The following is a 21924-nucleotide window of genomic DNA, read 5'->3' on the forward strand; positions in this document are numbered from 1 at the left end:
CCAGTGCACCTGGAATCTGCTGAGAAGTAGATTCCAGGTGAAAAAACAAACAATCTCAGGGTTGTTTTGGTCAAATTCAGGCCCGCACCAGAAAATACTGATACTGCCGTAGCGATTGTTGAGTTATTCAGACGTTCCTTAGCATCAATCAGCAAAGCCGTTATGGGCACAGCCATTGCCAAGGCCCTAGAGAGTGGGATACTAGATCTGGACCATGAAGTGCAATATTTATTGGCTGGCGGTCACTTCAACATCGATAACCCCGGTTTACGACCAATCACTCTCGAACACCTTGTAACCCACAGATCCGGCATCAAGGATTATAGGCCTGCCTACCGATGCAGTTTCTATATTGACAATGGTGATGGCACCCATACAAAGCTGGTAGACCTTGAAGAACCGGGGAGCTGTCCTGACGACAGCCCGATCACATTGGCTGGCTTTCTCGGCGCCTACCTTGACAGTGAAGGAGAATTTTACAACCAAAATGAAAATTTTCTCGCACGGGCACCAGGCGAGGAGTACATTTACTCAAATATCGGTGCCGCCCTAGCGGGGTATTCGTTGGAGCTAAGCAGTGGATTCACCCTGGCCGACTACGCGAAAATGAAAATATTTACTCCTTTGGGTATGGTCAATACAAGCTGGAGAATTCCAGAACTTATCCCTGACAATATAGCCAAGCCTCATTATCCTATAAATGGCAATTTAACCGCCTTACCACTCTATGAGCTTGCAACCTGGCCAGATGGCGGCCTGAGAAGTAGCGCCTATGAGATGGCGTTGTTTCTAGCAACCATTATGAATGGTGGAAAACTTAGTACAGGAAAAAAAGAAATAAGAATTCTAGAAGCTGATTCTGCTGCTCAGATGCTAACTCCCATAACAGATAATTTTGGTATCTTCTGGATTATAGATTGGCCATTACAGTACAACGGGAAAATCAACAAATTAATTGGTCATAATGGCGCAGACCCGGGTTACTTCTCTTATATGTTTTTCAATCCCATCGATAAAATCGGAGCGCTAATTTTAGGAAATTCGGAATTAAATGAGGAATTAGAGGAGAGTATTAACGGTCTCGCCGCCAAACTCTTTGAAGCTGCTTCAAAGCTGAAAATCAAAGAGGCATCCAAACTCTGTCACTATTAATCAGGCAATTCAATAAATGCTCTTCCATTTATTGGTTTGCCACCCCTGAAAATCCATGCAATTATGCGAGGTCGGTTTATTTTCAAGGGCCTGCGCCAACCTCTTCTCGGCGGCAGCACACCCTATACCACATTAACACGGCAACTTATTTAGTTGCCGTGTTAGTAAATTTCTAATATAAATTTAGCGAGTGCAATAAATCAGCCGACCATCATTCTGATGATGTCCGGACACTTAAACCAGTATTGCTATTCTGAGCCCACCGGATATTTCGACAAAGGAGGTAACACCGCACAACATTAGCCAGACAAATAAGCTCCGACTTGTAAATAATTCTCAAAATCAAATAACCCTCAGCAGAAGTTTGGGAAATCTATAAACTATTAATAATACCTTTTACGTCAACCATCAAATGCGCATAATACAATCACCGATTGACGCCAAATTCATCCTAATTTATTTATTTGACCGGGAACTATTCATAAACGACGCCAACTAACCAAGGCGATCGCAATATCTCCACCAGGATAAAGATCCGGCGTCCAACCTGCAGCAAGAACCCGGAACCACCTGGATGATCTATACAAATAAGGAATAATCGCATGAGATTGAGTTGCCTGATCATTTGTTGCCTGCTTTCCGTATCGGCAGTTGCAGAGCAGTACCAGTCCTTTTCCAGCGCGGGATTTAATCGCAGCCTATCCGATTGGCTGATACATGGCTGGAACATGGATATAGGCCAGCACGAGCCCCAGCTATTTAGAAGTAGCACAGATTTTTATTCTATTGACAGTACCTATTTCTTCTCGGATAAGAGTGCACTTGGCCCTCTAAAGGAATTTGACTATATCAATAGCAGCAGCAATATCTATGCTGGCTATATACGGACGGAAGGTGAGTTTTCTGATTCCAATTACGGGAATATCGGTGGAGAATATTTCGCTAACAATTTCCTTATCGGTGGCTCCATTGGTGATTTCAATGGGCAGCAGCGATATACCGCAACGGCAGGCTATTTCTTCTCGCCCAACTTTATGGCCAAGGTGAGTGGCCAAAGTCTGGATGGAGATACGAGAACCGTGCTTACAGGGAAGTACCGCCATCCATTTAATGAAACGGATTATATTGGCTTTACGTTTGAGGCATTGGGAATTGATACCGAATCAGTATTTTCCACTAAATATTTCAAGGACCTAGGAGATGAAACCTATTTTACACTTAACGGCTCCTTGTTTAGCAACTCCGGCCTATGGAACCTGGGAGGGGAGTACTATTTCTCCCGCTTCACTTCTATTGGCCTGAGTGCAAGTGAGAACAATCGCTATGGTATAAGTTTTTCGCACTTCTTCACCCCGAATATTCTTGCCGAAGTAGGTTACCAGCATGGTATACAGCAGTTAAATCAATACGATATAGAGTCCAATCAATACACCGTAGATTTATCTTTACAATTCTAATCATCAAGCTGACAGCTCGATAAGTTCCCGGGTTAACCACAGGCTGCTTGATTTTTCGCTAAGGGTCCGGGAATCTGCGCCGCAGACCCGGGATGAAAAACGCCAAAGAGAACTTTTGCAGTCACCTGCCGGGGTCTGTTGACGGTAATTGAGCTGAGGCCTTATTCTGGCGACCAATCAAATAATCCTCTCTTTGCCCGGTCGCCAGCCTTGTCGGAGAGCTTTAAATGGAACGCTACAACCCAAGGCTTATATTTTGATTGCGCTTGTGGCGTCCCACCGGCATCCGCTCAGGTGAAATCAGCCCTTTTCGGCCAAAGCCTCTATCCGTGCCTGTGCGGCGCTGCCAATCTGGCCTCCGCCCTTGGCCGCGGTCTGGTAATGACTGTAGGCGGTTTTGAGATCCCCCTGCTTCTCGTTTACCTCTCCCAAATAGTAGTGAGCGTAGGGCGTTTCCAGATAGCGCAGGGAACGGGTCAGATCGCGCTCCGCTTCACTGTAGTTTTTCAGCTGTGCGCTGGCGAGACCGCGCTTGAGCCAGTTGGAGAAGAGTCCGGGGTTTTTCTGCAGCGCCTGGTCGTAGGCATTGTAGGCGGCCCTGTAGCGCTTTTTCTGTGCCAGCAGATCCCCCTCCAGCTGATAAAAGGAGGCCTCCCTGGGCTGTCGCTTCTGGGCCTCGCGCACCAGACTGAGGGCGCGATCATACTGTTTGTCCCTGGCTGCGACTTGGGCCTTGTCATAACGATCATAGGCGTCCGCATCGCGCTTGAGCTGGGCGATGGCCCGCTGATAGCCAATGCGGTTGCTTGTGCCTCCCCTGGGCAGCTTCTGCGCGTGGCGAAGATTGGCATCGACGCGAGCCTGGGACGGCGGATGGCTGGCGAAGAGGGCGTCCAGGCCACCGGCCTGCCGGTTCTTGGATAACTCGACGAACTTGCGCTGCAGTCGCACGGCACCCTGGGGATCGTAGCCGGCGGCGGCCATATATTGCATACCGTACCGATCCGATTCCAACTCGTTGCCGCGCCCGTAACGGGCTATATAGGCGGAGCCCCCCAACTGGCCGCCGAGATTCACCAGATCGCCATAACCGGTTTCCCTGGTGGCGGCACCTAGCACGGCGAGGCCGGCGCCCAATACCTGCTGCTGGGACATGGCCGCGGCGGAGTGGCGCGCGGCGGCGTGGACTATCTCGTGACCCAGCACCGCCGCCAGCTCCGCCTCATCGTCGAGCAGCACCAGCAGGCCCCGGTTAACCGCTATCTTTCCGCCGGGCAGGGCCCAGGCATTGGGTACCGAGTTGTTCAGCACCACGAATTCGTAGGGCAGCTGCGGCTGGTCGGATACCTTTGCCAGCTTACTGCCAACCCGGGCAACGTAATCCTGCAATGCCGGATCGATCAAATACTGACCACCCTGCTGTTGCTGGTTGATGGGATATTGCTGCGCACCCAGCGCCAGCTCCTGGCCCGGGGAAATCAGTGACAGTTGCCTTTCACCGGTAACCGGATTGACCGCACAGCCGGCCAGCAGTGACGCCGCCAGCAAAATGGCGGTAATAGCGCGCGGAAACATGGCTTCCTCCCTGTATAATGCGAACCTTACTGGCGCATAGTTTACACAGTTCACGGGGTTGGGTTATGGCGGCACTGCAGACTATCGAACTATTTGCCGGCACCGACCCGGACGGCCAACCGGTAGTGGAAAGATTGCAGGTGAGGGTTAACGAGGACCACAGCTGCCAACTGGTACGCTCTCCGGCTTTTGTCAAGGGGATCGCCAGCGGCGACACCATCAAGGTCGACAAACACAAGCAGCAGTTCGAACTGGTCAAGCGCTCGGGCAACCTGGCCATCAGGGTACTGTGTCGCGGTGACAGTAGCGCGCTGTCCGACCAGCTGACCCCGCAACTGGAGAAACTCGGCGGCGAACTGGACCTGGAGACGCCTAGGTTGCTGGTCTACAGCATCCACGTGAGTTGCGGCTTTGCGGACATCGAGAAGATTCTCAACCAGGCCTGCGACGGAGCCAATAGCGTCTGGTACTACGGCAACGTATACGACCCGGAGGACGGGCAGACGCCGCTGAACTGGTGGCGGGATATCCTGGCGCCCGAGTAACCTCCGCAACAGCAACCAAGGACAATTATGTTAATCGTCATTTCCCCGGCCAAGACGCTCGACTACGACAGCGATATACCGGCACTGGACTCCACTGAGCCGGAATTCCCCACCGATTCAGCCGCCTTGGTCAAAGAGCTGCGCAAACTGAGCCCTCAGGATATCTCCAGCCTGATGAAAATCTCCGATAAGCTGGGCACCTTGAATTACGACCGCTTCCAGAGCTGGAAGCGAAAATTTACCGAGAAAAACTCCCGCCCCGCGCTGCTCGCTTTCAAGGGCGATGTCTATACCGGCCTCGATGCGGAGACCATGGGCAAACGCGACTTCGCCTATGCGCAAAAACACCTGCGTATTCTGTCCGGCCTCTATGGCCTGCTGCGGCCGCTGGACCTGATGCAGCCCTACCGCCTGGAGATGGGCACCAAGTTTGCCAACGCCCGCGGCAACAACCTCTACGATTTTTGGGGTGACAAAATCACCCAGGCATTAAATACACAGCTGAGCGCACTGAAAAGCCGCGAACTGGTCAATCTGGCATCCAATGAATATTTCAAATCGGTGCAACCAAAAGAATTGCAGGCCGAGATTGTCACCCCACATTTTAGGGACCTGAAGAACGGCCAATACAAGATGATCAGTTTTTTCGCCAAGAAAGCGCGCGGCCTGATGAGCCGCTGGGCCATAGACCACCGGGTGAAGAAAGCCGCAGAACTGAAAGCCTTCACCGAGGCCGGCTATGCCTTTAACCCCCAGTTGTCGCAGGGCAACGACTGGGTCTTCACCCGGGAGCAGGCGTCATGAATGCGCCCCGCGACGATCTTCTGCCGGACGCACCCTCCTGCGGGCGCAACCGGGAACCCATACTGTCTCACCTAAAGCGCCTGCTGGCGGACCCCCAGTGCCTGCTGGAGATCGGCAGTGGTACCGGCCAGCACGCGGTCTATTTCGCTCCCCGCCTGCCCCATGTGCGCTGGCAGACCACCGACCGGGCAGACAAGCTGCCGGGCATCCGCGCCTGGCTGGAAGCGGAACCGGCAACCAACCTGCTGCCGCCCCTGCAGCTGGATGTGAGCGGCGAATGGCCACCGGTTCAAGCCGACACTATTTTTACCGCCAACACCTTTCACATAATGTCCGCGGTAACGGTAGAGGCCCTGTTTCGGCACCTGCCCCTGGCCCTGCGCCCCGGCGGGCGCCTGATCGTGTACGGGCCTGTTAAGATTGGCGGCGAGTTTGTGGGCCAGGGCAATGCCGCTTTCGATCAGAGCCTGCGCCAGGGCGACCCCGATATGGGCATCCGCGATCTGGAGTGGCTCGACGGCCTGGCAGAGGCGGCGGGCCTGCGACGGACGGAACTGAATTACCTACCGGCCAACAACCAGTTGATGGTGTGGCACAAAACAATAGAGGGGAGTTGAGATGCCCGAGTGGTTTGAAATGTCCGTGGTTATCGCCTTCGCCATTGCAGCGGTATTTTTTTTCGCCAAGTACCGGGAGACGGCCACCGCCCTGCACGAATGCGAACGCATGAAGAAACGCCTCTCCAGCGATCTGGACCGCTACCGCGACGTACCCCGCCTGCGCGCCCTGCGCGACGCTTTGATATCCACCGATCAACTGCCTGTGGATGACGACGGGCGCGAACACCTGCTGGTGCGGGACTCTGAACGACAACTGTACCATGTCACCCTGAACCACCAGGCGCAGGCCGTCAGCGAAGGCCAGGAGGTGACGTACCGCAGGGACGGTATTGAGCGGCTGCTGCAAGAGCTGGGAGACTAGGGCCTGTTGAGAAAGTATTTTTCAACAGCCTGCTAGGTCTGTTCACACCGAGTAAGTTGGCCCTAACTCAGGCCGCCGTTGCCGAGTCCAGTTTATGTGGTGGGAAATGCAGGGCAAAGGTACTGCCGCAGCCCGGCGTACTTTCTATGGTCATGTCGGCGCCGTGGCGCAGCAGTATATGTTTGACAATGGCAAGGCCGAGGCCGGTGCCGCCACTGTCCCGGGAGCGGCCCGCATCGACACGATAGAAACGCTCGGTGAGGCGCGGAATATGAATGGGCTCTATGCCGATACCACTGTCCCGCACGGAGAAGTGGCCTCCCTGCTCATCCACCCACCAGCGCAGGGCGATGGGACCGCCTTCCGGGCTGTATCTGACTGCATTCAGTACCAGATTGGCAAAGGCGCTGTGTAATTCCGAGGCCTCCCCGGTCAGCACCGCGTCCCCGCTACAATCGATGCTGATCTCATGCTGCCCGCCGCTGAAACTGCGCGCCTCGTGGGCGACCTGCCCGATCAATTCCCTGACCGACACCCTGTCGCTACCATGATCGAGTTCGGACGTCTCCAGCCTCGACAGCAGTAGCAGGTCGTTGACCAGGTCGGTCATACGGTCTGCCTGCTCGCGCATCTGCAGCAGCGGGCGCTGCCAGCCCGCCGGTGCCTGGCCACTGGTTTCCAGGGTTTCCAGATAGCCGGCGATCACCGTCAGGGGTGTGCGCAGCTCGTGGGAGACATTGGCGACGAAATCCCGGCGCATCTGCTCCAGGTTGTGCAGGCGGGTGATATCGCGAACTATCACCAAGGCCTCATCGCGTCCGAAACGGGTGACCTCCAGCTGCAGGGTGCGCGCCTCGTTCCCCGGCGCCGGCATGGTCAGCGGTGTGCCGGCAGATGGCTCCCCAGTGTGCATCAGGCGGGCAAAACCCGGGTCGCGCACAAAATTCACCAGTGGCTGACCGGTATCCCCGGGCTGCAGCGCCAGCAATTCGCCCCCAGCCGGATTCCACCAGGCCAGATTGCCGCCATCCTCCAGTGCCACAATGCCCTCGCGCAGGGCGCCGGTGCTGTCCTGGACCCGGCGCAACATGGTGTGGAGTTTCTGTTTCTCGCGGCGGTGACGGCGCTGCATCCGGTAAAAATCGTCGAAGATTTCGCCCCAGATACCAAACATGGTGGGCACTGCACCCCGGCGGCCGTTGGCCAGCCACAGGCTAAAGCGACTTTGCTGCCACAGCATCCAGCTCACATAAATGGCGAGCCCCATGGCAATCGCTAACAGCCAGTTCCCGGACGAGAAACCGAAAATAATACAGCCGAGAGCGATCACCAGAAAGCGCGCGAGTTCGCCGATACTGCGTTCCAGCATGGTGGTTGGTTCTCTCCATCATTGGATTCGAGCGGGGGCAGGTCCGTAGCGACCATTCGCTCTGGGCGCCGGCATTTTATTGGTATGGTAATCTTTCGCGCCGGGCCCCGGGTCTGTCCAGCGAACCCCCGATCCCGCGTGGGGGAATTGTCACACTTTTTCCGCAGTTTGCACAGAAAAGCGATAGCCGGTACCGCGCACCGTCTGCACATAGCGCTCGTGGCCGTCCATGCTCAGCGCCTTGCGCAGACGGCGGATATGCACGTCCACGGTGCGCTCCTCTACGTAAACATTGCCACCCCAGACATGGTCCAGCAGCTGGGCCCGGGTATAGGCCCGCTCCTGATGGGAGAGGAAGAAAGTCAGCAGGCGAAATTCGGTGGGGCCCATATCCACTGCCCGTCCATTGATGGTGACCCGGTGGCAAATGGGGTCGAGCACCAGTTTGTCGGCGGTGAGGGGCTCCTCCGGTGAAGACGGCCCGGCGCGGCGCAATACCGCTTTCAGGCGCGCCACCAGCTCCCGGGGGGAGAAAGGTTTGGTGATATAATCATCGGCACCGGTTTCCAGTCCCTTGATTTTGTGATCCTCCTCGCCCTTGGCGGTGAGCATGATAATCGGCAGCGAGGCGGTCAGCTCGTCCCGCTTGAGACGGCGGGCCAGCTCCACACCGGAAATATCCGGCAGCATCCAGTCCAGCAGCATCAGATCCGGCTTTTCATCGATTGCCAGGGCGTGCGCGGCCTGGGCATTCTCCGCTTCGATACAGCGGTAGTCTGCCATCTCCAACGCCACACGCAGCATTTCCCGCACTGACGCTTCATCATCGACGATTAGAATGGTTTTACTGTGCATCCTGATCCCATAAGTGATGTCCGTTCGACGCACATTTAACGGCAACTCAGTGACAAATATATGACAGCCGGAGCGCCCCGCACATTAATTTAATGACCCATGGGTAACGATCACCGGGGCAAAAATTCGGGGGGAAATAATCGCCGGAGCATTGGGAACTTAATCCCAACACTGGCGGGAAAGCTGGGCACTGGTTTTATCCATTGATGAACTGGTCCACCAAAATTCCAGCAAAGATCAGTGCGCCGACCCAGTTGTTATTGATAAACGCCATGAAACAGGCCTCGCGCCGGCGCTCCCGCACCAGCCACTGCTGGTATACAAACAGGCCCGCGACCGCCGCCAGGCTGACCAAATAGACAGCGCCCAGCTGAAACTGCCGCCCGATCAACAGCAGCGCAAAAATTGTCATTCCCTGCAGGGCACCGGTCATCGCGCGGTCCATGTCCCCGAACAATATGGCGGTGGACTTGACCCCGATACGCAGGTCGTCGTCCCTGTCCACCATCGCATAAAAGGTATCGTAGGTGACGGTCCACAGCAGGTTGGCGGTGAAGAGCAGCCATGCCTGCGGCGGCACTGCGCCGGTGCTGGCGGCAAAGGCCATGGGTATACCCATACTGAAGGCCGCGCCCAGGACCACCTGGGGCAGGTGGGTGTAGCGCTTGGCGAATGGGTAGGCGGCCGCCAGCACCACCGCCAGCAGCGACAGCTTTACCGTCAATGCATTGGTAGTCAGCACCAGCAGAAAGGCCACCAGGCTCAGGCCGGCAAACAGCCACAGTGCGCCGGCCGCACTGACCGCGCCGGTGGCCAGTGGCCGCGCTGCGGTCCGCTTCACCCGGCCGTCCACATTGCGGTCGGCGAAGTCGTTGACCGCGCAGCCGGCGGCCCGCATCAACAGCACTCCCAGGGTAAACACCGCAAACAGGTGCAGTCCGGGCCACCCCGGGGACGCCAGCCACATCGCCCACCAGGTGGGCCACAGCAGCAGCATCCAGCCAACGGGCCTGTCCATGCGGGCAAGCTGCCAATAGGGCAGTACCGCCGGCCAGCGCTGGGCGATTTGTTGACTGATCACTCTGCCTCCCCGAGCTTCATATCGCTGGGCTGCTGTCCGGTGCCGCCGGTACAGGGCGGCCCGGCGGGGCGAAAGCTACCGAGAAAGGTCTCCGCCACCAACAGGGGCTTGTCGCGCAACCAGAAAGTGGAGCGGCGCCCCCAGGCACTGTCCCCCGCGTCCTCCAGTTCCGCCAGCCGGCAGTCCGGGTTGCGCCGCAACTGGTTGAGCAGAATGGGGCCGCGCCGCATGTCCGCCTCACAGAACAGCAGCTCTCCCAGTGGCCGGTCATCGAGGCTGCGCAGATAGCGGGACTTGCCCTGCAGGCTGCGCATGGGCAGCACGCTGCGCGCGTAAACCCAGGGAACACCGCCGCCACACAACAACACCTCGCGCACCAGGGCGAGTTGGCGCGGTCGCAGGCCCAGTGCGCGGCGCTCCTCCTGCGCCGGTCGCCGCCAGCTTTGGCTGAGCACCCTGACGGCCAGGCACCCGCGACTCTCTCGCTTCAGTGCCGCGGTCAACGAGCCCGGATACCATAGCCAGGGCCGCAGCCGCGCCGGCGGCTGGCCGTGCACAGCCTCCAGCGGTTCAGCCAGCCAGGCTCCGTACGGAACATAGGGGGATTGGTACAACGCTGCCCTCGGTGCAAAATCAAAGCCGCATTGTACCCGCTCGGCGGTGGGGTTGATCAAGCCGCAAGGTTGGACCTTTGCTCAGGGGCGCGGCGACGGATATAGTGCCCTTTCCCTCGAGACAATAATGAACCCTTCCGAAGAGTGATATCGCTATGGGCCTCACCACCAAAATCGTAATGGCGATGCTGCTGGGCATAGTCGTCGGCGTTTTGCTGAATTTCCTCAATGCCAGTCAACTGCTGGGCAGCGGCGTGACCGAGTTTATCAACAGCTACCTGACAGAGGGCCTGTTCGACATCATCGGGCGCATATTTATCGCCTCGTTGAAGCTGATGGTGGTACCGCTGGTGCTGGTATCCCTGATCTGCGGCGCCTGCGCCCTGTCCGAGGGCAGCCGCATGGGCATGCTGGCGGGCAAAACCGTGGTGCTCTACCTGGTGACCACCGCTGCAGCAATCACACTGGCACTGTGCATGGCGCTGCTGTTTCAGCCGGGTATGGGCATGACGGACGTGGTGGCCGATGCGACCTTTCAGCCCAAGCCGGCCCCTCCCCTGTCGGAGGTATTGGTGAATATCTTTCCCACCAACCCGGTGGATGCCATGGCCAAGGGCAATATGCTGCAGATTATCGTGTTCGCGCTGTTGATGGGTTATGCCGTAGCCCGCACCGGCGAGGCCGGCCGCCGCGTAGCCGATTTCTTCAGTGATCTCAACGATGTGATTATGCGCATGGTCGGCGTGCTGATGGTATTTGCACCCTATGGGGTATTCGCCCTGCTGGCGAACAAGATTGCGCAACTGGGTGTCGATGCCATATTCCAGCTGGGCAAGTATTTCCTGGTAGTGCTGGCGACCCTGCTGCTGCACGCGCTGGGTGTCTATTCAATTCTGCTCAAGTTGCTGTCGGGACTGAATCCCCTCGAACTGCTGAAAAAGATGCGTCCGGCCATGGTGTTCGCCTTCAGCACGGCCTCTTCGGCGGCGACGATTCCAGTGACTCTCTCCACGGTGGAAAAGCGCCTGGGGGTGGACAACAAGGTGGCGGCCTTCACTATCCCCCTGGGAGCGACTATCAACATGGACGGCACCGCCATCATGCAGGGTGTAGCCACGGTGTTTATCGCCCAGTTGTACGGTATCGACATAGGCCTGGCGGGTTACCTGACAGTCATTCTCACCGCAACCCTGGCTTCCATTGGAACTGCAGGTGTGCCCGGCGTCGGGCTGATCATGCTGGCCATGGTTCTGCAGCAGGTGGGCCTGCCGCTGGAGGGGATTGCCATAGTGATAGGCGTCGACCGCCTGCTGGACATGGTGCGCACCGCGATCAACATCACCGGGGACTCTGTCATCAGCACCATCGTGGCGAAGAGTGAGGGCGCTTTCGACGAAAGCGTTTTCAATGACCGCAACTACACCGCGATCGACGGTGCCGCTGCGGCCACCGCCGCCCGCTGACTGCGGCGGAATCCCCTGGCGGGGATTTTCGGATCGCGATTCAGGCGTGGCTGCTCGATTTGTCGCGGAGGGTTTGCGGACATGCGCCGCAAACCCGGGATTAGGGAAGCCAGGGAGGGCTTTTCAGCAACCTGCCAGGGCCTGTTAACCGGTGGCGGGGAGCAAATCGCGCAGTTCGTCGGCCTCCAGGTCGCCGTCTGCGCGACGCACCAGCCTCCTCGCCACTTCGCTCAGGACCTCGCTGATAGCGGCATCGGTGGTATCCTCGCTATTGCTGCCGTCAGCGGCGGACTTCACGGTGTAATCCTTTTTCACCCTCAGCCTGCCGACGTCTATATCGCGACTAAACAGGCTGCGATCGGCGCGATCGCGAATCTCTATGCGCACTGACCCCTCAAGACGTATGGTGCCGCGTTCAACTTCATAGCCGTCGCTGCTCTCCAGCGCCACCAGGTTTTTAACCACGGTTAGCTGCGCGATGGTGCGCAACGTCAACAGCGCCTCAGTCTGCGTCAGTGGAACCTCCTCATCGACGAAAAACTCCCGAAAATGCCGTTGCATTTCACTGTCGAATTGCGCGCGGTACCGGGCCAGGGCCGCATTACGCAATGCGCTGAGTTCCCCCTCGCCACCGGCCTGGGCGAGCAGCTGATAGAGTTTGGCGCCGTTGACCGGCACCGGGATGTTCAGGTGGATCCGAATGGGGTCTATGGTCAGGGTGGGATTGGCCTCATCCGCCCCCAGACCGAAGAGCCCGCCCTGGGCAGTGGCGCTCTCTGCAGTCAAGAGCAGCGATCCAGAAAGCATCAGGCTGCAGAGCATAGTCGTCATTTTTGTCATTTGTTGCTCTCCCTGGATACAGAAAATGGGCGTTTGATGTCAGGCCTGCATTCGCAGGCGTCTATAAGCACCCCAAGGCTGCCAGCTACCGCGCCAGAGAGCAACCGCCCGTCGCTCAGACTTCGGCAAAACGCGGCTTGTTCTGTAACCAGCGGGCGATCAGCTGCTGGCGCATAGGGTCGCTGAGCGCCGGGTCAGCAGCGATTTTCTGTATCTGGGGCAACAGGTGCGCATGCCTCTGCAGGTCGGCGATCCGGTGTTCTATTTCGCCGGTCTGCCGGGTTCCCAGTATTTCCCCCGGCCCCCGCAGGCGCAGGTCTTCCTCGGCGATGGCGAAGCCGTCACTGTGCCGCCGCATCGCCTGCAGCCGCGCGCGGCCCGTTTGTGACAGCGGTGTACCGTAGAGGAGTACACAGTGGCTGGCGATGGAGCCCCGCCCCACCCGGCCGCGCAGCTGGTGCAGCTGGGCCAGGCCGAGACGCTCCGGGTTCTCGATGATCATCAGGCTGGCATTGGGGACGTCCACCCCCACCTCGATGACCGTGGTCGCCACCAGCAGGTCCAGTTGTCCCGCCTTGAAGGCGGCCATAACAGCCTCTTTCTGCTCCGGTTTCAGGCGGCCGTGCACGAGACCGACACTGAGCCCCGGCAGTGCCGCGGCCAATTCGGCTGCAGTGGACTCGGCCGCCTGGGCCTCCAGAGTTTCGGATTCCTCGATCAGGGTGCACACCCAATAGGCCTGGCGCCCCTCGGCCACGGCTCCCTGCACCCGCTCTATCACCTGGTCGCGGCGCTCATTGGAAATAGCGACAGTATTGATGGGCTGGCGCCCCGGCGGCAGTTCGTCGATCACGGAGCAGTCCAGATCGGCAAAAGCGGACATGGCCAGCGTGCGCGGAATCGGTGTGGCGGTCATGATCAACTGGTGGGGCTGCAGGCGCTGGGTGTCACCGGCGGCACTGCCCTTGTCCCTCAGTTCGAGGCGCTGGCGAACGCCGAAGCGGTGCTGTTCGTCGATGATCACCAGGGCCAGGTTGGCGAACACCACCTCCGCCTGGAACAGCGCGTGGGTACCGATTACCAGCTGGGTGTCACCGCAACCGATAGCGGCGAGCTGGCGACGCTTTTCCGCCGCCCTGAGACCACCGGCCAGCCAGGTCACCGAAATTCCCAATGGTTCGAACCAGCTACAGAAGTTGCGCCGGTGCTGATCCGCAAGTATTTCCGTGGGAGCCATTACCGCCACCTGGGCGCCGTTAGCCAGTGCCTGCAGCGCCGCCAGGGCGGCAACCAGCGTTTTTCCGGATCCCACGTCCCCCTGTAACAGGCGCATCATCGGCGCGGCTTTGGCGAGGTCAGTGGCGATCTCCGCACAAACCCGCTCCTGGGCGCCGGTCAGGGCAAAGGGCAGGCGGGCGAGAAAATCACGTCGCAGCGCGGGATTTTCCGGCAGTGCCTGGGCACCGATCCTGGACATGCCGCGCCGCAACGCCAGCAAGCTCAGGTGGTGCGCCAGCAACTCTTCCAGAGCCAGGCGCAGCTGTGCCGGATGCTGCCCTTCGGCCAGTTGCGCCGGGTCCGCACTCGCCGGGGGCGCGTGCAGAAACCGGATAGCGCCGGCGAGGGGGCCACCCATCCCCGCGGGCAACAGCTGTGGCGGCAACAGTTCGTCGACGCCACCGTCCACGAGCAGCTCCAGCCCCTGCAGTACCAGGCGGCGCAGACGGGCCTGGGTCATGCCCTCGGTCAGTCCATAGATAGGGGTGAGACTATCCGGGATCGCCGGCGACTCACCTTGCAGGATCAGAGTTTCCGGGTGATACAGTTCCAGGCCTGCGGCACCGCGGCGCACCTCGCCGAAACAGCGCAGGCGGGTGCCGGGTGCAAAGCGATTTTTCTGTGCTGCAGTGAAGTGAAAAAAGCGCAGCGATAGTGTGCCACTGTGATCCTGCAACCGCACCACCAGGCTGCGGCGGCGGCCGTACAGAATATCGGCAGCGCGGATATCCCCCTCCACCACAGCGTCCACCCCTGTCTGCAGGCCGGCGATAGGGGTGATGCGGGTGCGGTCCTGGTAGCGGCAGGGCAGGTGCAGCAGCAGGTCCTGCACCGTGTTGATATGCAGCCTGGCCAGCACCTGGGCCACCCTGTCGCCCACGCCCTTGAGCACTGTTACCGGTTGATCCGCCAGATCCCTCACTGCCCGCCGTCACGCCCCCAGCTGACACTGGTTGATGGCATCCCGCAGCACATCGACCGCCTGATGGCGCGGAAAACTGGCGCGCCACGCCAGCGCCACCGTCCGCTGCGGGCTGGGGGATGTGAACGGCCGTGTTTCCAGCAGGCCCGAAGCATATTGGGAGCCGGTTGCCGCCGACATGGGCAATACGGTGATACCCAGGCCGGAGGCCACCATATGGCGCAGGGTTTCCAGTGAGCTGCCGTCTGCTACGGTGCGCACCTGGGCACTGCCCCCCTGGCGCTCCATGGACTGCTGCAGATCCGGGCATGCCTCCAGCACCTGGTCGCGAAAACAGTGGCCCTCCCCCAGCAATAACACGTTTTCCCCCGCCAGCTGTTCCGGATCTATGGCTTTCTGTTTTGCCAGCGGGTGGAAAACCGGCATCAGCACCATGAAGGGTTCGTCATAGAGGGGCTGGGTGACCACGTCCGGCTCGGTGAATGGCAGCGCGATGATGATGGTGTCCAACTCCCCTTTGCGCAGGCGCTGGCGCAGCGTGGCTGTGTAACCCTCCTCCACATAGAGCGGCATATCCGGCGCCCGCAGCTGAAGCTGGGGAATAAAATGCGGGAAAAGATAGGGGCCAATGGTAAAGATGGCGCCTACCGATAAGGGGCTCGACAGCTGGTCCTTGCCGGCGCTGGCAATATCCTTGATCGCTGCCGCCTGTTCCAGCACCAGTTGCGCCTGACCCACGATACGCTCGCCCAGGGGGGTCGGCTGTACCCGGGTTTTGGAGCGCTCGAACAATGCCACGCCCAATTCTTTCTCGAGTTTCTTCACCGCGATAGACAGGGTTGGCTGGCTTACAAAACAGCGTTCGGCCGCGCGGCCGAAATGCTTCTCCTGCGCCAGTGTGACTATGTAACGCAACTCGTTGAGTGTCATGGCTTTTACAATCAGCTACCCAGTGATGATAGTAATTATTCATAAATAATCGTCACTGACCATGCGCAAATGTGACCGTCCATAGCAGTTCGGGTCTGCACGACTCTAATACTCGGTGTCCCAGCCCGGTTGCGCCGGAAATTTGGGGGGACAGGCAAAGTAAGGCAAGCTCGATCCAACAGGGTGCCAAGAAGGGCGTATAGTGTGATCCGGTCACTGAGAGGGTGTAAAAGTTGGTAGATTTTTCCAATATTGGCAGGCAAATAAGGAATTAGGCGCTAACTTTTGCTATATATAGAGGAACGACTAGAACGGAGGCTTGCTATGGGCATTTTATCCTGGATTATCTTGGGTCTTATCGCCGGCGCACTGGCCAAATGGATTATGCCGGGACCGGATCCCGGTGGCTGGATCGTCACCATGGTGATTGGCATTGTCGGCGCTTTTATCGGCGGCTGGCTGGGTTCCATGGTGGGTATTGGTGGACCGGTGACAGGATTTGGTCCCGGTGACATTGTCACCGCAGTGGTTGGCGCAATCATCCTGCTGTTCATTTACCGAATGATCAGGCGCATGAACCGCTAGCAGTTTTCAGGGCAGCCTGGAGAAACCCCTCTTCAAAGGCGGGGTTTCTCCAAACGGTATTCACCGGGCAGCCACACGGGGGTTCAAAGTTTCAACAAGGATCGCGGCATTGGGGGGACGCAGTAGCGGCCCGACCGCCCGTGTACTGATATGGCTCAAGAAAAAATTTGGATATTTGGCTGCGGGGATCTGGGGGCGCGGTTGGCTGCGCAGTTGCCCAAGCGGGAATTCTCCGTCTACGGTGTACGTCGCAATCCACTGGTGGCTTTGGCGCGCAGGCGCCGCGCCGGTGCTCTGCAGTGGCGCCGGGGGGATGCCACCAACAAAGAGGCCGTCGCGGAACTGCTCGCCGATGGCGCGGATGTGATACTGGCCACTTTTACCCCCAAGGACCGCTCTCCCAACGGTTACCAGCACGCCTATGTGGATACCGCCACCACCCTGGCAGAGGTGCTGCCGAAACTGCCCCGCCCACCGCGGCTGCTGATCTGGGTCTCGTCCACACGGGTTTACGGCCAGAACAGCGATCAACTGATCGACGAAAGCACACCCGCGTCCCCCGCCAACTTTCAGGGGGATAAACTGCTGGCGGCAGAGGAAATCATTCGCAGGGCCGCACCGACAGTCTGTGTGGTGCGTTTCGCCGGTATCTATGGTCCGGGTCGCGACCGGATGCTCTCACAGGTGCGCGCCGGACGCTGTGCCCCGGCCGAACCCACGCAGTTCACCAATCGCATCCACGTGGATGACTGTGTCGGTTTCCTGACCCACCTGATTACGCAGCAGCGGCTGGGCTGGTCGCCGGAACAACTTTACATCGGTTCCGATTGCACGCCGGTGCCGCTGCACGAATTACAACAATGGCTCGCCAAGGCGATGGGCTACACCAGTGCACACCTGCGCGAATTTGTGCAAAGTTGTGGGCGGCAATCGAAAAAACTCAATAACAGGCTCATGCTGGCAAGCGGTTACCAGATGAAGTTTCCGGATTTCCGCGCGGGCTACAGCGCCCTTCTCGACAGCGAAAACTGATCCCCAACCGCAAACGCATCATGGCAGCCAGGCGGGTGGTATCAGTGTTCCTGTATATCGGACCTGTCACGGGTATCTGCGACCGGCTCCGCGCCCGCCTTGTGAAACTCGTAAATGGTCAGGGCGATACCCACCAACAACAGCAGGAAGACCCCCGCCGCGATCGCCAGCAGCACTGAATCGGACATTTTCCCTCATCCCCGTGTCAGAATGGCCGACACTTTGAAATAGATCCCAAAAGCGAGAATGCTGGGTACCCAAAGAGAGGTAAACAACCCTTGCTCCCGGTAGCCGTTGAACCAGAGAAAGCCCGATAGCGCAAAAGACACCGCTACAGCGGATAAAATAAAAAAATCTGACAGCTTCAACATACTCTATTCTCCCGGAGGATTGATTTTGCCCGCAGAACCACCAAAACCCATTAGCGTTTTCGGGAGTGGCAATTGGGTTCAGTTCAACGCCAAAAAAATCATGGAGAGCAGTCGGCAATTTCACACCGACACGCGGAAAAATCTATTGGAAATAACCTTTACCGCAACCACCACCGCAGTATAGACCCGGTGCATAGAGGGGCTTGGGGTTGCGAATCTGACAGGTTGCGGAAAAAGCCTTACCTGGCTTTTCTCAGCACGGGTGCTTGATCTGCCCCTAAAAGTTGAGGAGTAGATGCGGACGAAAGCGGGTTGGAAAAATAAACACGAGGTTTTTTCGCCAACCGGATAAGGGGCCGGGCCGCGCCAGAGGGTCCACACTTTGAACCCCGCTGGCGGCAAATAGGGGAGAACTGTTTTCGACGATCCGCCACACGGCGACGGAACTTAGCGAGCCCCGCGCACCTGGTGGCCAGCCGCACCATAGTAAAGGATGTATAGATAGCAGAAGATCGGCAGCACAAACGCCAGCTGAATGCCAATCCGGTCCGCCAGCAACCCCTGGAGCACCGGCACCAGAGCGCCGCCGACAATCGCCATACAGAGGATACCTGAACCCTGGCTGGTCAGAGCACCGAGGCGGGCCAGTGCCAGGCTGAAAATAGTCGGAAACATCACCGAATTGCACAAACCGATCGCCAGCACTGCCCACATGGCCACCCGGCCACTGCCGAGGATGGTGATAGCGAGCAGCACGCAGGCACCCAGCGAGCAGGCGCCCAGCACAGCACCGGCGGAAACATAGCGCATCACCGCGGCACCGATAAAGCGGCCTACCATGGCTCCGCCCCAATACAGGGAGACATAAAACGCCGCCTGCTGTTCGCTGATACCGGCTATGGAGTCTTCGGAGAGGAAGTTGACCAGAAAACTGCCAATAGAAACTTCCGCGCCGACGTAGAGGAAAATCGCGATGGCGCCGAGAAACAGGTGGCGGTGCGCGAGGGTTTTGCCAAAGGCGGCGAAGTCGTTTAGACCGGTCACCACCTTATGGCTGTCGATACGCGGCAGCTTCAGCAATGCAAAAGTCACCGCAAGGGCCGCCAGGGCTGCAGCCAGCATTAAGTAGGGTCCCTCGACCGCGGAGGCCCGCTGGGCCGCCGCCGCTTCCCCACCGGCGGGGATAGCGATTGAGAGGATCAGCATGGCACCAAAAAATGGCGCCACTGTAGTGCCCAGGGAGTTGAACGCCTGGGTCAGGGTTAAGCGACTGGCGGCGGTGCGCTCGCTGCCGAGCGCGGTCACATAGGGATTCGCCGACACCTGCAACACAGTAATCCCCGCCGCCAACACGAACAGGGCAAATAGAAACAGCGGATAAGCCTGCAGTCGTTCAGCGGGGATAAACAGCAGACATCCGACCACTGCCACCGACAGGCCAACCACTATGCCACGCTGATAGCCAATCCGGCTCACCAGCGAACCGGCCGGCAGTGAAACGAGAAAATATGCCCCGAAGAAGCAGAACTGCACCAGCATCGCCTGGGCATAGTTCAGATCGAACACACCCTTCAGGTGCGGAATGAGAATATCGTTCAAGCAGGTGATAAAGCCCCACATAAAAAACAGCGAGGTGAGCGCGACCAGCGCAAACCGGTAGCCGGAAGCTTCCCGCTGTTTGGTATCGAGCGAACCCGTCTCGACATTGGTTCCCAGTGTTGCCATTGTTCTTATTCCTAAAACTGCACTTTTATTAACCCGACCATCTAATCGATGACCCCTCACCGGTTGGATGGCCGCCCCAAAAATAGTGGGGCCCAGGTGACCTTGTAACACAAAAGCACCAGCCTAAAGGCCGCTTTTCGGCAAGGAGGTACAAATCGTAGGCGACCGGGACTCAGCGGAATTCGAAGAAAATATTGGCCGTGAGACGTCCCCTGGTGGGGTCGGCACAGATATCACGCTCTGAATCCACCAGGATCGAATGCAACAGATTGCCCGGGTAGATTGCCAGGCGGTGCTGAAGATATTCGACTCGATGATACAGCTCATATTGACCCGTGGTCCCAGTGCAGTATTGTTGCGCAGGCGCTCCGGCACTCTGCATATACTCACTGGCAGACACCAAATAGGAATCCACACGGTCGTCGCCGATACGCTCGTAACCCGTGGGCTTGTGACGAAAAAAACCGGTGGCCCCGTGACTGCCGGGATTGAGGTACAACAACAGGGCAAAGAAAAAAGGGGACGAAGTGTCGAAGTGGGGTATGCGCTGGAGCGTATCCAGTTCCGCTGGGGATCGGGTTACCAGAGAAAAATACGCCTGCAACGGCTTCAGGCGCAAACTACTCGGAATCCGGTAAAGTCCATACAGCTGCCGATAAACCCTCTCCAGCACCGCCAGCGCCGGCTCCCTCGGCATTTTGGCGCGCAGGCCCGGATACAGGGTGGCGCCATCCTCGGCAAAACTACCGGCACGGGCGTTGCGCCGCAACGGTTCGGTCCAGGGAGTGAAGCCGTCGATGACCAGTACCGGGGTGCGCTCGGTGCCGATCCGCCTTCCGCTGCCGACTTCGCTCACACAGTCTGCGCCTTGCAGTAGTGGTCCAGAAAGTCCAGATGGCCGGGCAGATTATCCACCTGACGGCGCACCTGCTGGCGAATATTGTCGAGAAAGCTGGCCAGTTCCGCATCCCCCATCAGGTCGGTGATCGGGTGGTGGCGGGCGGGCATCAATCCTTGGCCGAGCATCACCTGCACCCAGGATGCCACGCCAAACAGGTCCGCCTCGTATTTAAACAAACTGCCGCTGTCTCGAAACATCTCCAGGCGATGGGCCAGGCTGTCGGGAATCGGCATCGAGCGACAGTAGCGCCAGAATTTGCTGTCGCTGCGTTCAGTGACATGGTAATGCAGCACGATAAAGTCGCGGATATATTCCATTTCCTGGATCGTCTGCGCATTGAATTCATTGACATCCGCCACACAGATTCCCCGCGAAGGAAACAACTGCATCAAGCGCACGACACTGCGCTGAATCAAGTGGATACTGGTGGACTCCAGCGGCTCGATAAAACCGCCGGACAGCCCGATAGCAATACAGTTTTTGTTCCAGTGCCTGCGCCGGGTTCCGGTGCGGAAGGGGATCACCCGGGGATCGCTGATTGGCTCCCCCTCCAGATTCTCCAGCAGTTGCGCGCTTGCCTGCAGTTCGTCCATATACCTGCTGCAATACACCAGCCCATTACCCACCCGGCTTTGCAGTGGTATTCGCCACTGCCAGCCGGATTCCCGCGCAATGGAGCGGGTATAGGGGACCGGTGGCGCAACCGTCGCCGTCTGCACTGCAATGGCGCGGTCACAGGGCAGCCAGTGGGTCCAGTCGTGGTAGCCGCTGTGCAGTGCGCCCTCGATCAGCAGCCCGCGAAAACCGGTACAGTCGACAAACAGATCGCCCTCCACACACTCGCCAGTGTCCAGGTGGAGTGCCTCGATAAAACCATTGTCCCGGTTGAGCTGTACCTCCAGGATCTGGCCCTCGGTGCGGCTTACCCCATGGGTTTCGGCAAAACTGCGTAAAAAACGCGCATACAGAGAGGCATCCAGGTGATAGGCGTGGTTGCGATCCTGGTTGGGCAGGGCGGCGAAGCGGTGTGAACGGGCGGCCAGGTGTTCTTTGCAATAGTCGCCGATTTCAAAATCGATCCCCTTCTCCAGCCCCTTGCGCCAAAAGTGATGGAATTGCGCCGCCCAGCAATCCTTGCCCAGGGAGCCAAAGGAGTGCAGATAGTCGGCGCCAGTATCGCGCCAGTTTTCGAACATGATACCCAACTTGAAGGTAGCGTTGGTCGCCGCCATCACCTCTTGCTCTTTCAACCCCAGCAACTGGTGAAAAATATGCAGAGTGGGAATGGTCGCCTCGCCGACGCCCACAGTGCCGATGGCATCGGACTCAATCAGACGGATGTCCAGGTGCTTACCGATTAATTTCGCCAGGGCTGCGGCTGTCATCCAGCCAGCGGTGCCACCACCGGCTATGACAACTTTTTTGATAGGGTTTTCAGTCATCA

The 21924-nt window shown here is 58.4% G+C and carries 22 protein-coding genes; 9 read left to right on the top strand and 13 right to left on the bottom strand.

What is annotated here, in order from left to right:
* Positions 1-66 precede the first annotated feature (66 nt).
* Both AB1S50_RS07460 and AB1S50_RS07465 read left to right on the top strand, forming a co-directional pair.
* A complete protein-coding gene (locus AB1S50_RS07460; RefSeq protein ID WP_367149920.1) occupies positions 67-1152 on the top strand; it encodes a serine hydrolase domain-containing protein in 1086 nt (361 codons plus the stop codon).
* A gap of 602 nt (positions 1153-1754) precedes the next feature.
* Positions 1755-2609 carry a putative porin gene (locus AB1S50_RS07465; protein WP_367149921.1) on the top strand — a complete coding sequence of 285 codons (855 nt, stop codon included), beginning with the start codon at positions 1755-1757 and terminating at the stop codon, positions 2607-2609.
* Positions 2610-2909: 300 nt separating this feature from the next.
* On the opposite strand, the gene AB1S50_RS07470 is transcribed toward AB1S50_RS07465, so the two are convergent.
* The gene (locus AB1S50_RS07470; protein ID WP_367149922.1) at positions 2910-4184 is read right to left on the bottom strand and encodes a M48 family metalloprotease; all 1275 of its coding nucleotides are present in this window, start codon (positions 4182-4184) and stop codon (positions 2910-2912) included.
* Between the two features lie 65 nt (positions 4185-4249).
* Here AB1S50_RS07470 and AB1S50_RS07475 point away from each other — a divergent pair, with 65 nt between their 5' ends.
* From AB1S50_RS07475 to AB1S50_RS07490, 4 genes are read left to right on the top strand one after another with little or no spacing between them, the layout of a single operon-like run.
* Positions 4250-4729 (top strand): DUF4265 domain-containing protein, encoded by a 480-nt coding sequence (locus AB1S50_RS07475; RefSeq protein ID WP_367149923.1) that lies wholly within the window; start codon positions 4250-4252, stop codon positions 4727-4729.
* Positions 4730-4756: 27 nt separating this feature from the next.
* Positions 4757-5533, top strand: a complete 777-nt coding sequence (gene yaaA, locus AB1S50_RS07480) for a peroxide stress protein YaaA (RefSeq protein ID WP_367149924.1) — start codon at positions 4757-4759, stop codon at positions 5531-5533.
* Positions 5530-6150, top strand: coding sequence for a DUF938 domain-containing protein (locus AB1S50_RS07485; protein ID WP_367149925.1), 621 nt, complete (start codon positions 5530-5532; stop codon positions 6148-6150). Before yaaA ends, AB1S50_RS07485 begins: the two co-directional genes overlap by 4 nt.
* A gap of 1 nt (position 6151) precedes the next feature.
* Positions 6152-6514 (top strand): hypothetical protein, encoded by a 363-nt coding sequence (locus AB1S50_RS07490; RefSeq protein ID WP_367149926.1) that lies wholly within the window; start codon positions 6152-6154, stop codon positions 6512-6514.
* A gap of 67 nt (positions 6515-6581) precedes the next feature.
* Here the strand turns inward: AB1S50_RS07490 and phoR are convergent, their stop codons facing one another.
* From phoR to AB1S50_RS07510, 4 genes are all read right to left on the bottom strand, one after another.
* Complete coding sequence (gene phoR, locus AB1S50_RS07495) at positions 6582-7883, bottom strand: phosphate regulon sensor histidine kinase PhoR (protein WP_367149927.1); 1302 nt, start codon at positions 7881-7883, stop codon at positions 6582-6584.
* 150 nt (positions 7884-8033) lie between these two features.
* On the bottom strand, positions 8034-8738 hold the full coding sequence (phoB, locus tag AB1S50_RS07500; protein ID WP_367149928.1) for a phosphate regulon transcriptional regulator PhoB: 705 nt from the start codon (positions 8736-8738) through the stop codon (positions 8034-8036).
* 196 nt (positions 8739-8934) lie between these two features.
* Positions 8935-9819: a 4-hydroxybenzoate octaprenyltransferase gene (gene ubiA / locus AB1S50_RS07505; protein WP_367149929.1), complete on the bottom strand. Its 885-nt coding sequence runs from the start codon at positions 9817-9819 to the stop codon at positions 8935-8937.
* Positions 9816-10493: a chorismate--pyruvate lyase family protein gene (locus AB1S50_RS07510; RefSeq protein ID WP_367149930.1), complete on the bottom strand. Its 678-nt coding sequence runs from the start codon at positions 10491-10493 to the stop codon at positions 9816-9818. Before AB1S50_RS07510 ends, ubiA begins: the two co-directional genes overlap by 4 nt.
* A 95-nt stretch (positions 10494-10588) precedes the next feature.
* On the opposite strand from AB1S50_RS07510, the gene AB1S50_RS07515 reads away from it, so the two are divergent.
* A complete protein-coding gene (locus AB1S50_RS07515; RefSeq protein ID WP_367149931.1) occupies positions 10589-11896 on the top strand; it encodes a dicarboxylate/amino acid:cation symporter in 1308 nt (435 codons plus the stop codon).
* A 144-nt stretch (positions 11897-12040) separates the two neighbouring features.
* Here AB1S50_RS07515 and AB1S50_RS07520 read toward each other — a convergent pair whose 3' ends face one another.
* The 3 genes from AB1S50_RS07520 to AB1S50_RS07530 all read right to left on the bottom strand — a co-directional run bounded on the left by AB1S50_RS07520 (position 12041) and on the right by AB1S50_RS07530 (position 15866).
* On the bottom strand, positions 12041-12736 hold the full coding sequence (locus tag AB1S50_RS07520; RefSeq protein WP_367149933.1) for a hypothetical protein: 696 nt from the start codon (positions 12734-12736) through the stop codon (positions 12041-12043).
* A gap of 115 nt (positions 12737-12851) precedes the next feature.
* Positions 12852-14936 (bottom strand): ATP-dependent DNA helicase RecG, encoded by a 2085-nt coding sequence (gene recG / locus AB1S50_RS07525; protein WP_367149934.1) that lies wholly within the window; start codon positions 14934-14936, stop codon positions 12852-12854.
* A gap of 9 nt (positions 14937-14945) precedes the next feature.
* The gene (locus AB1S50_RS07530) at positions 14946-15866 is read right to left on the bottom strand and encodes a hydrogen peroxide-inducible genes activator (RefSeq protein ID WP_367149935.1); all 921 of its coding nucleotides are present in this window, start codon (positions 15864-15866) and stop codon (positions 14946-14948) included.
* 324 nt (positions 15867-16190) lie between these two features.
* Between AB1S50_RS07530 and AB1S50_RS07535 the strand changes: the two genes are divergently transcribed.
* On the top strand, positions 16191-16451 hold the full coding sequence (locus tag AB1S50_RS07535) for a GlsB/YeaQ/YmgE family stress response membrane protein (protein WP_367149936.1): 261 nt from the start codon (positions 16191-16193) through the stop codon (positions 16449-16451).
* A gap of 150 nt (positions 16452-16601) precedes the next feature.
* The gene (locus AB1S50_RS07540; RefSeq protein WP_367149937.1) at positions 16602-17483 is read left to right on the top strand and encodes a sugar nucleotide-binding protein; all 882 of its coding nucleotides are present in this window, start codon (positions 16602-16604) and stop codon (positions 17481-17483) included.
* 41 nt (positions 17484-17524) lie between these two features.
* Here AB1S50_RS07540 and AB1S50_RS07545 read toward each other — a convergent pair whose 3' ends face one another.
* From AB1S50_RS07545 to AB1S50_RS07565, 5 genes are all read right to left on the bottom strand, one after another.
* Positions 17525-17671, bottom strand: a complete 147-nt coding sequence (locus tag AB1S50_RS07545) for a hypothetical protein (protein WP_367149938.1) — start codon at positions 17669-17671, stop codon at positions 17525-17527.
* 6 nt (positions 17672-17677) lie between these two features.
* Positions 17678-17854 (bottom strand): hypothetical protein, encoded by a 177-nt coding sequence (locus AB1S50_RS07550; RefSeq protein WP_367149939.1) that lies wholly within the window; start codon positions 17852-17854, stop codon positions 17678-17680.
* Between the two features lie 447 nt (positions 17855-18301).
* The gene (locus tag AB1S50_RS07555; RefSeq protein WP_367149940.1) at positions 18302-19579 is read right to left on the bottom strand and encodes a sugar MFS transporter; all 1278 of its coding nucleotides are present in this window, start codon (positions 19577-19579) and stop codon (positions 18302-18304) included.
* A 172-nt stretch (positions 19580-19751) separates the two neighbouring features.
* Positions 19752-20435: a DUF6445 family protein gene (locus AB1S50_RS07560; RefSeq protein ID WP_367149942.1), complete on the bottom strand. Its 684-nt coding sequence runs from the start codon at positions 20433-20435 to the stop codon at positions 19752-19754.
* Entirely contained in the window at positions 20432-21922 is a 1491-nt protein-coding gene (locus AB1S50_RS07565; protein ID WP_367149943.1) for a tryptophan halogenase family protein, read from the bottom strand. Before AB1S50_RS07565 ends, AB1S50_RS07560 begins: the two co-directional genes overlap by 4 nt.
* Positions 21923-21924: the final 2 nt, after the last annotated feature.

It is taken from the genome of Microbulbifer discodermiae (genome assembly GCF_040742695.1).
Taxonomy (GTDB): domain Bacteria; phylum Pseudomonadota; class Gammaproteobacteria; order Pseudomonadales; family Cellvibrionaceae; genus Microbulbifer.